General features: G+C 68.7%; 11 protein-coding genes. 6 read left to right on the top strand and 5 right to left on the bottom strand.

What is annotated here, in order from left to right; genetic code table 11:
• Nucleotides 1-2: 2 nt before the first annotated feature.
• On the top strand, nt 3-884 hold the full coding sequence (locus ACFXIV_RS17850; protein WP_379400533.1) for a LysR family transcriptional regulator: 882 nt from the start codon (nt 3-5) through the stop codon (nt 882-884).
• Here the strand turns inward: ACFXIV_RS17850 and ACFXIV_RS17845 are convergent.
• Nucleotides 871-3159: a molybdopterin guanine dinucleotide-containing S/N-oxide reductase gene (locus ACFXIV_RS17845; protein ID WP_379400534.1), complete on the bottom strand. Its 2289-nt coding sequence runs from the start codon at nt 3157-3159 to the stop codon at nt 871-873. The two genes, ACFXIV_RS17850 and ACFXIV_RS17845, sit on opposite strands and share 14 nt — an antisense overlap.
• A gap of 249 nt (nt 3160-3408) precedes the next feature.
• Between ACFXIV_RS17845 and ACFXIV_RS17840 the strand changes: the two genes are divergently transcribed.
• The 3 genes from ACFXIV_RS17840 to ACFXIV_RS17830 are packed head-to-tail and all read left to right on the top strand — an operon-like array spanning nt 3409 to nt 6731.
• Nucleotides 3409-4086 carry a TetR/AcrR family transcriptional regulator gene (locus tag ACFXIV_RS17840; RefSeq protein ID WP_379400535.1) on the top strand — a complete coding sequence of 226 codons (678 nt, stop codon included), beginning with the start codon at nt 3409-3411 and terminating at the stop codon, nt 4084-4086.
• A gap of 2 nt (nt 4087-4088) precedes the next feature.
• Nucleotides 4089-4949, top strand: coding sequence for a 3-hydroxyacyl-CoA dehydrogenase (locus tag ACFXIV_RS17835; protein WP_379400536.1), 861 nt, complete (start codon nt 4089-4091; stop codon nt 4947-4949).
• 18 nt (nt 4950-4967) lie between these two features.
• Entirely contained in the window at nt 4968-6731 is a 1764-nt protein-coding gene (locus tag ACFXIV_RS17830) for an oleate hydratase (protein WP_379400537.1), read from the top strand.
• Nucleotides 6732-6794: 63 nt separating this feature from the next.
• Here the strand turns inward: ACFXIV_RS17830 and ACFXIV_RS17825 are convergent, their stop codons facing one another.
• Nucleotides 6795-7727, bottom strand: a complete 933-nt coding sequence (locus ACFXIV_RS17825; protein WP_379400538.1) for a LysR family transcriptional regulator — start codon at nt 7725-7727, stop codon at nt 6795-6797.
• Nucleotides 7728-7892: 165 nt separating this feature from the next.
• On the opposite strand from ACFXIV_RS17825, the gene ACFXIV_RS17820 reads away from it, so the two are divergent.
• Entirely contained in the window at nt 7893-8330 is a 438-nt protein-coding gene (locus ACFXIV_RS17820) for a nuclear transport factor 2 family protein (protein WP_379400539.1), read from the top strand.
• 76 nt (nt 8331-8406) lie between these two features.
• Nucleotides 8407-9186: an SGNH/GDSL hydrolase family protein gene (locus ACFXIV_RS17815; protein ID WP_379400540.1), complete on the top strand. Its 780-nt coding sequence runs from the start codon at nt 8407-8409 to the stop codon at nt 9184-9186.
• On the opposite strand, the gene ACFXIV_RS17810 is transcribed toward ACFXIV_RS17815, so the two are convergent.
• The 3 genes from ACFXIV_RS17810 to ACFXIV_RS17800 form a co-directional block, all read right to left on the bottom strand.
• Nucleotides 9183-9758: a TerD family protein gene (locus ACFXIV_RS17810; protein ID WP_379400660.1), complete on the bottom strand. Its 576-nt coding sequence runs from the start codon at nt 9756-9758 to the stop codon at nt 9183-9185. The genes ACFXIV_RS17815 and ACFXIV_RS17810 overlap by 4 nt on opposite strands.
• A 393-nt stretch (nt 9759-10151) precedes the next feature.
• On the bottom strand, nt 10152-11606 hold the full coding sequence (locus ACFXIV_RS17805) for a dynamin family protein (protein WP_379400541.1): 1455 nt from the start codon (nt 11604-11606) through the stop codon (nt 10152-10154).
• Nucleotides 11606-13369 carry a dynamin family protein gene (locus ACFXIV_RS17800; protein ID WP_379400543.1) on the bottom strand — a complete coding sequence of 588 codons (1764 nt, stop codon included), beginning with the start codon at nt 13367-13369 and terminating at the stop codon, nt 11606-11608. Before ACFXIV_RS17800 ends, ACFXIV_RS17805 begins: the two co-directional genes overlap by 1 nt.
• Between the last annotated feature and the right edge of the window lie 11 nt (nt 13370-13380).

The following is a 13380-nucleotide window of genomic DNA, read 5'->3' as shown; positions in this document are numbered from 1 at the left end:
GCATGGAGTTGCGTCAGATCGAATGCTTCCTGGCCTGCTGCGACCATCGGTCCTTCACCGCCGCGGCCCGCGCTCTCAACCTGGTCCAATCGGCGGTCTCCACCAGCGTCGGCAAGCTAGAACACGAACTCGGGGTGCGCCTGTTCGACCGCACGCCGCGCACGCTGGAGCTCACCGAGGCGGGCCGGGCCATGGTCGCTCCCGCCCGGACGCTGCTGCGCGCCCGGCGCGACATCGTGGACGCCATCGACGCCGCCCGCGGCGAGATCCGCGGCGAGGTGGTCGTCGGCAATCTCATGAACATCCACAATTTCGACCTGGCGGGCATCATCGCCCAACTGCACCAGCGGTTTCCGGCGGTGACCCTGCAGATGCGGCAGAGCATCTCCGGCGTCGCGGGCAATGTGGCCGGGCTGCGCGACAATTCGCTCGAGCTGGCGCTGCTGGCCGGCATGAGCAGCGAATTTCCTGGCATCACCACGCATCTCATCGCCGAGGAGACCCTCGTGCTCTGCACCGGGCCGGACCATCCGCTGGCGGGGCGTCCGTTCCGGGCCGCCGACCTGGACGGCGTGCGCTACATCGACTTCCCGCCGGGCTGGGGCATCCGAACCATCGCCGACGAGCTTTTTCCGGGCCGCGTTCCCGTGATCGAGGTGGCCGACCAGGCCTTCGCACTGGAATTGGCCGCCAAGGACTTCGGGATGGTCCTCATCCCGAAGTCCGTCGCGTTGCTCTCCCCCGGCGTGCCCCACTCCGAATTCGCACCCCGGCCGCTGCCCTGGAAACTGTGCGTCGGCCATGCCGTCCAGCGCACGCCGTCCAATGCGGCTCGCACCGTGATCGAGGCCCTCACGGCGAACAACGGGCTCAGGAGCCGGTGATCGCGGGCGGGCCGGTGACGGTCAGCGGCGGGACCGGGCCGGTATGGGGCTCGATCTCCACCAGGGACAGCTGACCGGTGCAGCCCTGGCTCAGGCGGGAGGTGCCCCGATCGTCGGTCAGCGCGTTCGGGTTTCCGTGGCGGCAGCAGGCCGGGTCGGCCGGGTCGGGGTCGTACCAGGCGCCGGTCGACAGCTGTGCGACTCCGGGACGTACCGCGTCGCTGATATCCAGTCCGGCCAGACAGCTGCCGCGGTCATTGAAGATCCGGACGATGTCACCCGCGGCGAGGCCGCGGACGGCCGCGTCGGCGGGATGCAGCCGGACCGGTTCGCGGCCGGAGATTTTCGTGGACTGGCTGTGCGCACCGACATCCAGCTGACTGTGCAGCTTGGTGCGGGGCTGGTTGGCCACCAGCTGCAGCGGGAACCGCGCCGCCAGCGGGCTGCCCAGCCACTCGTCGGGCTCGAGCCAGACCGGATGTCCCGGGCAATCGTCGTAGCCGAAGCCCGCGATGGTCTCGGAGAAGATCTCGATCCGGCCGCTCGGGGTCCGGAGCGGGTGCGCCGACGGGTCGGCCCGGAAGTCCGCGAACGCGATGTGCTCCTCGGCCTCGATCGGCAGGTCTATCGACTCCCCGGCCCAGAACGAGTCGTAGTCCGGCACCTCGTGACCGCGGTCATGCAGCCGCTCGCGCCATTCGTCGTAGAGGTGGCGCAGCCACTCCCGCGTTGTCCGCCCCTCGGTGAATTCCTTTCCGAAGCCCAATCTTTCGGCCAGCTCGCCGAACATCCAGTAGTCGTCACGGGCCTCGCCGTGCGGGCGGGTCAGGGCCGGCATCGGGAACAGGAAGCGGTCGCCCTCGCCGGAGCCGTAGTCGTCGCGTTCGATCGTCATGGTCGACGGGAGCACGATGTCGGCGTGCCGGGCGGTGGCCGTCCAGAACGGATCGTGCACCACCACGGTGTCCGGACGGCCGAACGCGGTGCGCAGCCGGGCCAGGTTCTGGTGGTGATGGAAAGGATTGCCGCCGGCCCAGTAGACCAGCCGGATAGTCGGATACGTCCGGTGCTCGCCGTTGTATTCGTAAGGCGTGCCGGGGTTCAGCAGCATGTCCGCGATGCGCGCGACCGGAATGAAGTCATCGACGCCGTTGACGCCCTGGGGCAGGCGCGGCGGCGACGTGAGCCGCACGGCCAGACCGACATTCGCGGCCGACCCGTAGCCGTGGCCGAATCCGCCGCCGGGCAAACCGATCTGGCCGAGCATGGCGGCGAGGACCACGCCGAGCCACAGCGGTTGCTCGCCGTATCGGGCGCGTTGCAGCGACCAGCTCACTGTGACCAGCGTGCGCGTGCCCGCCATCTCCCGGGCCAGCGTCCGAATCCGTTCCGCGGCAATACCGGTGATCGGCTCGGCCCACTCCGGATCCTTGACGACGCCGTCGACCGCACCGCGCAGATAGCCGGCGAAGCGCTCGTAGCCGACGGTGTAGCGGTCCAGGAAAGCGTTGTCCGCCAAGCCTTCCGCGTCCAGCACCTGGGCGAGGGCGAGCATCAGGGCGGTATCGCTGCCGGGCCGGGCCGCGATCCATTCGGCGTCCGCTTCGGCCGGAATATCGTCGCGCAGCGGCGAGACGGTGACGAACCGGCAGCCGTTCTCCCGCGCCGCCTCGATCCAACCGCGACCGTTGTGCCGCGAGACTCCGCCCGGCGCCACGGCGGTGTTCTTCGGTGAGAGTCCCCCGAACGAGACCACCAGCCTCGAATGCTCCGCCAGCACCGATTTCGTCGTTGCGCGCGACATGATCGTGCCCATATCCGCGAGGATGTGCGGCAGCAACACCGTCGACGCGCCCAGGCTGTAGCTGTTGCGGTGCGAGACATACCCGCCGAGGCAGTTCAGGAAGCGGTGAACCTGGCTCTGCGCGTGGTGGAATCGGCCGGCACTGGCCCAGCCGTAGGAACCTCCGTACACCGCCGTCGGTCCGAATTCGCGGTACACCCTGGACAATTCACCGGCCAGCAGATCCAGCGCGGTGTCCCAGGACACCGGCACGAACTCGTCGGCGCCGCGCGCCGCGGGTCCTGGACCGTTCTCGAGCCAGCCCTTTCGCACGTACGGCTGCGAGATGCGTGCCGGATGATGTTGGGCCGAGGCCACATTCTCGATCAGCGGGGTGGGTTCCGGATCACCTCGCCAGGGTCGCACCGCGGTGAGCCGGTCCCCGTCGCTGCGCGCCTCGAAAACGCCCCAGTGGGTGAGATGCGTGGCCATCCGACCAACATACGCCCGGCAGACCCGGCCGGCTCGTTCGGCGACACCCTGGTCCGGCTCGGGAACAACCGCACTGCCCATGTCGAAAGCACTGTGCGGTAACGGATTACGCGGCCGATGAGCTGTACCGCGACCACCGGCGGGCGGTCCACGCGGATCCGGCGGCCCAGCCGGGTTGCGCAATCGATAACTCAGAGTACGCTCATTTTTGAGTCCACTCAGTTTTCTGATCCGGGTTGGAGGTGTCCGATGGTCGCGCAGGCCAAGCCGGTGCACGTCGGCCGACGCCAGCGCAAGATGCACGACAAGCAGTCACGCATCTTCGAGGCCGCCGCCGCCCTGTTCGCTGAGCACGGATTCGATAGAGTTACCACTCAGCAAATCTCAGATCGGGCGGATATCGCCGCCGGGACACTGTTCCGCTACGCCGCCACCAAAGGTGAGTTGTTGCTGATGGTCTACAACGAGGAATTACGTACCGCGCTGGCGGACGGCGCCGCGGCGGCCCGCACACAAACCGATGCGGTCGAGGCGGTGACGGCTCTGCTGCGCCCGCTCCTGCGCGCGGCCGAGCAGCGGCCCGAGAACACCATCGTCTATCAGCGCGAGCTGCTGTTCGGCTCACCCACCGACACCTACCGCTCCGAGGGCCTGGCCCTGGTGGCCGGGCTGGAGTCCATGATCACCGAGCGGCTCATCGCCGACGCGCGCCGCGACGGAATCGGCACGCCGGCCGGCGACGAAAACGCCTCGGCGCGTTGGGAAGAGCAGGCCAGGCTGGCGGGTCGCAGCATCTTCGCGGTCCTGCACCTGGCGCTGGTGCAACCGTCCACCGGGGCGCATCCCGGCCACGACGCCATGGCGGATCTGCGGGCGCAGATCGCACAGATAATCGCTGGATCCTTCACATCCCTAGGGAGGCAATGACAATGAGCATCGACATCCGCAAGGTCACCGTGCTCGGCACCGGAGTTCTCGGTTCCCAGATCGCGTTCCAGACCGCGTTCCGCGGATTCGACGTCACCGCGTACGACATCACCGACGAGGTGCTGGCCGCGGCGCGCGGCCGCTTCGACAAGCTGGCCGCCACCTACCGCGAGCAGGTGCCGGGCGCGGGCGACGGCAAGGCCGAGACGACCGCGGCGGGCATCGCGCTGAGTTCCGATCTGGCCGCGGCGGTCGCCGACGCCGACCTGGTGATCGAGGCGGTTCCCGAGGTGCTCGCCATCAAGCAGGACACCTACGAGAAGCTGGGCAAGCTCGCGCCCGAGCGCACCATCTTCGCCACCAACTCCTCCACGCTGCTGCCCAGCGCTATGAAGGACTTCACCGGCCGCCCGGACCGGTTCCTGGCGCTGCACTTCGCGAATCAGGTGTGGCACTTCAACACCGCCGAGATCATGGGCACCCCCGACACCGATCCGGCCGTCTTCCAGGCCGTCGTGGACTTCGCCACCGCCATCGGCATGGTGCCCATCGAGCTGCACAAGGAGAAGGCCGGCTATGTCCTGAACTCGCTGCTGGTGCCGCTGCTGGACGCGGCCATGAACCTGGCCGAGGGCGGCTACGCCGAGCCCGAGGCGGTGGACAACACCTGGCGCATCGGCACCGGCGCGCCCGCGGGACCCTTCCAGATCCTCGACATCATCGGCCTGACCACGCCCTACAACATCATGGCCCACGGCGACGAGGACGCCCAGCGAATCGCCAAGTGGCTCAAGGAGAACTACATCGACCAGGGCAAGCTCGGCATCGCCACCGGGGAAGGCTTCTACAAGTACACGGCGTGATTCGAGACGGGAGTTCTCATGTTCTACAGCAGTGGCAATTACGAAGCCTTCGCGCGGCCGCGCAAGCCGGCGGGCGTCGAGGACAAGACGGCCTGGTTCGTGGGGTCGGGTCTGGCCTCGCTCTCCGGGGCGGCCTTCCTCATCCGTGATGGCCAGATGCCCGGTAGCAAGATCACCATTCTGGAAGAGCTGAAGTTGCCGGGCGGCGCGCTCGACGGCATCCGGGAACCGGAGAAGGGCTTCGTCATTCGCGGTGGCCGCGAGATGGAGAACCACTTCGAATGCCTCTGGGACCTCTTCCGGAGCATCCCGTCCATGGAGGTCGAGGACGCGAGCGTGCTCGACGAGTTCTACTGGCTCAACAAGGACGACCCGAACTTCTCCCTCGAGCGCGCCACCGTCAACCGCGGTCAGAGCGCCCAGACCAAGAACCTCTTCACGCTGAACAACAGGGCGCAGCAGGACATCACCAAGATCTTCCTCGCCACCCGTGAGGAGATGGAGGGCAAGCGCATCGACGAGGTGTTCTCGAAGGACTTTCTCGAGAGCAACTTCTGGATGTACTGGCGCACCATGTTCGCCTTCGAGGAGTGGCACAGCGCGCTCGAGATGAAGCTGTACCTACACCGGTTCATCCACCACATCGGCGGGCTGCCGGACTTCTCGGCCCTGAAGTTCACCAAGTACAACCAGTACGAGTCGCTGGTGCTGCCGCTCCGCCGCTGGCTATCGGACCAGGGCGTCACCTTCAAATTCGACACCACGGTCACCGACGTCGACTTCGACCTCACCGCGGATCGCAAGCAGGCCACCAGGATTCACTGGATCTCGGAGGGCGTCGAGGGCGGGGTCGACCTGGGGCCGGACGATCTGCTGCTGATGACCATCGGCTCGCTCACCGAGAACTCCGACGAGGGCGACCACCACACGCCCGCCAAGGTCGACGAGGGCCCGGCCCCCGCGTGGGATCTGTGGCGCCGGATCGCCGCCAGGGACAAGGCCTTCGGCCATCCGGACGTGTTCGGTTCGCACATTCCCGAGACCAAGTGGGAGTCGGCCACCGTCACCACGCTGGATCAGCGCATCCCCGAATACATTCAGAACATCTGCAAGCGGGATCCCTTCAGCGGCAAGGTCGTCACCGGCGGCATCGTCACCGTGAAGGACTCCAACTGGCTGATGAGCTGGACGGTCAACCGGCAGCCGCACTTCAAGCAGCAGCCCAAGGACCAGATCGTGGTCTGGGTGTACTCGCTGTTCGTCGACAAGCCCGGCGACTACGTGAAGAAGACCATGCAGGAGTGCACCGGCGAGGAGATCACCCAGGAATGGCTGTACCACCTGGGCGTTCCCGAAGCGGACATCCCCGGGCTGGCCGCGAGCGGCGCCAGATGCGTGCCGGTCATGATGCCCTACGTGACCGCCTTCTTCATGCCCCGCAAGGCGGGTGACCGCCCGGACGTGGTCCCGGAGGGTTCGGTCAACTTCGCCTTCATCGGTCAGTTCGCCGAGACCAGCCGCGACTGCATCTTCACCACCGAGTACTCGGTGCGCACCGGCATGGAGGCGGCGTACCAGCTGCTCGATATCGAACGCGGCGTCCCGGAGGTCTTCAACTCCACCTACGACGTCCGCACCCTGCTGGCCGCCATGAGCCGCCTCCGCGACGGCGATCCCATCGACCTCCCGGGCCCGGACCTGCTCTGGCGCGGGCTGGCGAAGCGCCTCGGCAACAACGAGATCGGCGAACTGCTCACCCAGTACGGTCTCATCGAGAAGTAGGCGGTACGGACTCCGTCCGACGTGCCACCACGGCCCGGTTCCCTGGGGACCGGGCCGTGGTCGTCAGTCCGGGCAGTCGTGCCACTCGCGCGCGGCCGCGAGCAGGCGAGCGCGCACCCGGTCCACGTGCGGGCGGACGGGACCGCCCACCCGGCGGGCCAGGAAGACGGTGTTGATCGGCGCATCCTGCGGGTCCCAGAGCTTTTCGATGGTGCCCGAGGCCAATTCCCGGGTGCACAGGTAGCTCGGGAGCACCGAGACGCCCGCGCCCGCCACCACCGCGGCGAGGACGGCGCGCAGGTCCGGGATCACCAGACCGGGGTCGGCTTCCAGCCGGGTGTCGAAGACGTGCCGCCAGTAGCGGCGGACGATCGGCAGATCCGGGGCGTAGGTCACCAGGGGCACTCCGCCGAAGTCATTGGCGCGCAGGCGGTCCAGATCCGCGCGGGCGGCCACCTCGGGCGCGGCCACCAGTACGAACTCCTCATCGGCGAGCGTCTCCGCGAGCACGGTCCGGCCCCGCGGGCGAATGGTCGAGACGACCAGGTCGAGTTTTCCGAGTCGCAGATCCGCGAGCAGGTCGTCGGCCAGGCCGGTGCTCACCGCGAGCCGGACACCGTCCGCGACCAGCGGTGCGAGTCCGGGCAGGACCAGGGTGGCCAGCAATTCGGCGGGGCCGCCGAGCAGGACCGGCGGTTCCACGGCTGCGACGCCTGCATCGGAGCCGTCGCCGATCACCGACTCCAGGGCGTCCAGCGGCGCGGCCACCCGCGCGGCCAGATCGTGCGCGGCCGCGGTCGGGGCGACACCGCGCGGCAGCCGCTCGAACAGCGGCCGTCCAACCTGGCGTTCCAGCGCCTGCAGCTGGGTGGTCACCGTCGGCTGCGAGAGGCCGACCTGACCCGCGGCGGCGGTGATCGACCCGGCCCGGTAGACGGCCAGGAAGGTCCGCAGCTGCGTCAGGTCCATGGAGCCATCGGCCTGCCTATGTCGCACCCGGCGAGTCTATTGGCCCGGTGATGCGCGGCCGCTGCGGGCGCGGGTTCAACAGCTCTGCGATGGTCAATTTATTGAATACCTTCGACCTGGACATCCTGAAGAGCCGCACGCTACTGTTCGAAGTCAGTAGACAATGATTTGACTATATGAAACGAGGGAATCATGCACCCCTTCCGCAAGGCCGTCGAGGCCCGTGACGAGGCGGCCATGGCGGCCCTGCTCGCCGACAATGTGGTGTTCACCAGCCCGGTCGCCTTCAAGCCCTACCCGGGCAAGGCCATCACCGCGGCCATCCTGCGCGGTGTCATGCGGGTGTTCGAGGACTTCCGCTACATCAAGGAGATCGGCGCGGCGGACAGCAGCGATCACGCGCTGGTCTTCGAGACCACGGTCGCGGGCAAGCGCATCACCGGATGCGACTTCCTGCACTTCGACGCCGACGGCCGGATCGACGAGTTCATGGTGATGGTGCGTCCGCTCTCCGGCGCGCAGGCGCTCGCCGAGGCGATGGCCGCGCAGTTCGAGCAGATCCAGGCCGAGGCCGTCGCGCAAATCGAACAGGAGGCAGCAGCGGCCGAACGCCAAGCGGCGGGCTCGTGAACGAGTTCGGCCCGACCCCCGTGCCGGCCGATTTCCTGGGATGATCCACGAAAAGTCACCGAAAGGCCGATCCGCCATGACCGATGGCAGGTACACGCGATACGTCGCCCTGGGCGACAGTCAGACCGAGGGCGTGGGCGACGGCGACGACCTGACCGGCCTGCGCGGGTGGGCGGACCGGCTGGCCGAGCGTCTCGCCCTCACCAATCCCGAACTGCGCTACGCCAATCTGGCGGTGCGCGGCAAGCTGGCCCACCAGATTCGCGACGACCAGCTGGACGCGGCGCTGGCGCTGCGCCCGGATCTGGCCACCGTGCTGGCCGGCATGAACGATCTGCTGCGCCCGAACTTCGACCCGGACGAGATCGCCGGGCACGTCGAGGCCATGTTCGCCGCACTCACCGCCACCGGCGCGGTGGTGGCGACGCTGACCTTTCCCGATGTGGCCGAGACGATTCCGCTGGCCCGGCCGATTCGCGGCCGGATCGCGGCGATCAACGACCGGCTGCGGGCGGCGGCCCACCGGCACGGGGTACTGGTGGCCGAGACCGGCCATCATGCCGTGGTGACCGATCCCCGCCTGTGGGACGCGGACCGGCTGCACGCCAGCCCGCTCGGGCACCAGCGCATCGCCGACGCCATGGCCGAGGCCCTGCGGCTGCCCGGCGCGAACGACGCCTGGACCCGTCCGCTGCTCCCGGATCTGCCCGAGCACGGGGCGCTGCGCTCGATCGCGGCCGAATTCCAGTGGGCGGCAACCGCGCTGGGGCCGTGGGTGATGCGCCGCCTGCGCGGCATCTCCTCCGGTGACCGGCGGGCGCCCAAGCGCCCGGTGCCGCTCCCGGTGCGCCTCTAGACGTTGACCCCATAATCCCGTGCGATACCGGCCAATCCGGAGGCGTAGCCCTGCCCGATGGCCCGGAACTTCCACTCGGTGCCGTGCCGGTACAGCTCGCCGAACACCATGGCGGTCTCGGTCGAGGCGTCCTCGGTGAGGTCGAAGCGGGTCAGCTCCGACCCGGTGACGGCGTCCATGACCCGTATGTAGGCATTGCGCACCTGACCGAAGGCCTGGCGCCGGGTCTCGGCCTCGTAGATCGATACGGGGAAGAAGATATTGGTGATGCTCGGCGGCATGGCCGCCAGATCCACGGTGATCACCTCGTCGTCGCCCTCGCCCTCACCGGTGAGGTTGTCGCCGGTGTGCTCGATGGTGCCCTCCGGGGACCGCAGGTTGTTGTAGAACACGAAATGACTGTCGGAGACGACACGCTGATTCGGCCCGCAGGCGAGCGCACTGGCATCGAGATCGAAATCGGCTCCGGTGGTGCTGCGTACGTCCCACCCCAGGGCGACGGCCACCTTCGTCAGATTCGGCGCCTGCTTCGACAGCGAGACATTGCCGCCTTTGGCCAGACTGACACTCATCGCATTACCTTCCCTCCGCGAGCGGTACCTCCACGCCCAATCGTCCTCGCGCAGCGAGACCGCGGCCACCTCGCTGTGCGAGAACGAGGTTGCCGACTCCGCGTCCAGCTGTTCGGCGATCACGGCGATCCGGCGTTGCAGGGCGAGTAGTTCGATCAGGTCCCGATTCCCCGGCGCCACTGCGCCTTCCGTGGACTCCATCGCGCCCACCGCCTCGGCGTGCGCGTCCAGCACCGCCGCCCGCAGCCGCGCGGCCAATCCCGCCCACCGCGCCGGCGGCTCGGGACCCGCCCGCCCCAGCCCCGCCCGCGACTCCCCCTTACCGAGCGTCACGCCTCGAATGTACCTGCACGGCATCGCGTGGTCAGCGCCACGGACGCGCGCGGCCCGTGCTCAATTGTTCGCGGCCACAATGGCTTCACAGCTACGGGCGGCCGCGCGGCAGGTGGCGGCGGTGCGGGGATCCAACAGCGGATTCTCCAGCTGGTTGCGCCAGTGGCGGATGGCCTGCAGGGCGACGCCACGGCACTGGGCCGGGCTCGCGTCGGGAGCGAGCCCGAGACGACGGTGCGCCGCAATGCCTTCCCCGCCCAGGACCCGGGCGGCACGGGCGCGGTCGGGCTCGCTGAGCCGATTCGAGCGAATGGTCGACAGCAACCGCAGTTCGGTGAACGTGTGGGTGTCGGCGAGGCAGCGCGATACCCGGTCTGCCAGCTCCGCCGTCCCGGCCGTCCGATAGCGCGCCAGTATGTGCGCGAGCCGCGCCAGCGCGGAATGCGCGCGCAACTGTTCGTTGCGTTGGCCGAATCGGATCTCGAGGGTGCGGCGCAGCTCGCCGAGACCGCTGCGGCGGATCAGTTCCGCCGACAGGGCGGGGGCATCCGGGCAGCCCGAACGGATCAACGCGACCGACAGCCGAATACCGAACAGGCCGAACGCCTCGGCCAGGCGACGACGCTCGGCAGCAGGCACGGGCAGCGGAGTCTCGGGCGCGGCGAAACGAGCGACCGAGACCAGGGCGGCCTCCAGCCCGTGCTGCGGTATCGACGCCAGGGCACGCAGAGCCTGGAACTCGTGCTGGCGCAGGGTCTGTCCGCGCAGGGCGAGCAGACCGGAGACCGGCAGGAAGCTCTGGTGCAGGCCACGCAGCTCCGGCGCCTCGGCCAGGGTCGCGCTGAGCCGGTGGGCGTCGGCCAGCGAATCGCCGTGGCCGCCGGCGATCTCATCGGCGCGCGACAGGACGCCGAGCACGCCGAGCGGCCCGGCGCCCAGGGTCATCCGATGGTGAATGGATTGCAGCAGTTGCACATCCGCGTCCCGCAGATCGCGCATGAGGTACAGCACAGCATCGGCCTCGCACGGCTCCTCCTCGGGCGCCAGCAGGGCGAGCGTGCGTTCGGACACATCTCGTGAGTTCGAGGAGGTGCCGGGGGTGTCGATGAGCGTGTAGTCATCGAGCAGGGCGGACGGCCAGCTCACGGTCAGGCGTTCGACGGCGTCGGCGGCCACGCCCAGGTCCATGGTGAGGCGACCGTCGGTGCGCAGCACCGGTATCCGCCGGTGCTGCCCGCGGGTGACCAGATCGATGCGAGGCGCGGCCGACTGCTGGAACCAGGTGACCACCCGGGTGCACTCGGTCGCGTCGGTCGGGGCGATCTCGTCGCCGATCAGGGCATTGAGCAGGGTTGACTTGCCGGACTTCAGGGTGCCCGTCAACGCCACCCGCAAGGGTTCGTCCAGCCGCTGTTCACAGGCGGCCAGTTCGCCCGCCCATTTCGACCTCGGATCGACCTGCCCGCGAGCCGCGCGGATCAGCTGCCGCGCCTCGGTGATTTCCCGCCCGGCCATCAGGCGCCGCCCGGCGTGAGGGCCAGATTCCCGGCCCGGACCCGCAGTTCGCGCAGCCGCTCGGAGGTGGCCCCCAGCTGCCGGATCCGTTCGGCACGCTGACCGTCGTGCAGGGTGGCGGCCTCCTGGGCCGCCATCAAGGCTTCGTTGGCCGACAGCAGCAATTCATCGGCCAGGGCGGTGAAGTGGTCGCGCAGGATGCGCTGTACTTCGCGCAGCCGCTGCTTGGATTCGTCGTTGACGTGGAAGACGACCTCGTCCATCAGCTTGGCGACCGCCACCTTGGCCTCCGCCTTCCGGCGCGCCTGCAGTGACTTGTGGTCCTCGCGGAAAGTGTTGGCACCCAACAGCACGCCCGCGCCGATGGACCACGGGTTGACCAGTGCCAGGCCGAGCAGGCTGGTGGCCAGGCCGACCATCAGCACCCCGCCGTAGGAGCCGCGCACGCTGGTGATGGTGCGCTGGACGAAGCCGGCTCTGCCGCTCTCCAATGCCTCCAGCGAACCCCACTGGTCGGCGCGGATGCCCGCTTCGGCGCCGGGCAGGGACGGCAGCTGGGTGCGGCCCTCCTCGGCGAATCTCTCGGCCACCTTTGCGGCGAGATCGGCCGAAAGTTTGTGCGCCAGCAGGAAATTCTCGTTGACCTGTTCGGCGATCCGGTCGTCGAGCCGCGTCGCGAAGGCATCCCAGTGCCGGGCCGGATCGGACTTCGCAATCTCCTCGTCGGTCTCACGAATCAAGGCACGCAAGCGGTTTCGCAGGTCGTGGTCGACCGCGACGGTGAGTTCGGTGATGCCGTCGCCGAGCGTGTACTGCCAGTTGGCGGTGCGCTTGCGCAGCGTCTCGGCGGCAGCGCGGGCGACCCGGATGCGGTCCACCAGTTCCGCGCCGCGGGCGGGATCCTGCAGGGCCTCGATCTCGGTGTTCAGGGTCAGCGCAACGTGATCGGAGACGACCCGGACATCATTGGCGAACGAGTCGCGGACCACCGCGTCGGCCTGGGCGACGACATGGGTCCGGAGGAAGTCGGCCAGTTGCGGTATCCCGGATTCGACCTCGAGCGTCGGATCGGCCAGCCGGCTCGACATCATGTGCAGCTTCGCGGAGACGGGCAGAATCGGCAGGCCGAGGCCGGCATCGGTGAGGTGTTTGCGGTTCGCCTGCTGGATGTCCGCCCACCGCACATAGCTGTCGATCTTGTTGATTACGCAGGCGACCATTGGGCACAGCTGGTGAATCTGTTGCAGCAGGCGGATTTCCGGCGCGGTGTACTCCTGGCTGGCGTCGGAGACGAACAGGACCGCGTCCACCGTGGGCAGCAACTCGAGCAGGGCGGCGGCCTGCCGGGAATCGGTTCCGGTCACGCCGGGGGTGTCGATCAGGACGACGCCGTCGGCGAGCAGTGACGCGGGCACGGTGACCTCGTCCGGATCGCCCGCGCCACCGGACCGGCGGGTCCGGGTTTCACCGAATTCGATGACGATCGGCCGGTGTGTGACGCGCCCCGGCCGCGCGGTGCCGGTCGGGCAGACGTCGGCCGCGACGAGCGCATTGACCACCGAGCTGATGCCCTTCTTCGGCTCCCCCGTCACGAGGATGCGCAGGCGGGCATCGGTGATCCGCTGCCGCGCCGACATCAGGCGATTCGACAGGTCGGACCGGCCGAGACCGTCGGTCATCGACCGCAGCTCGTCCAGCAGCGCTGTCATGGGGTCGGTCGCCGCGGTGGTCTTCGCCGCGAAGACCGTGCTGATCGCGGTCACTGCCTGCTCCT

Source organism: Nocardia sp. NPDC059236 (assembly GCF_042754085.1).
Lineage (GTDB): Bacteria > Actinomycetota > Actinomycetes > Mycobacteriales > Mycobacteriaceae > Nocardia.
This window is presented reverse-complemented; position numbering and strand designations above follow the sequence as displayed.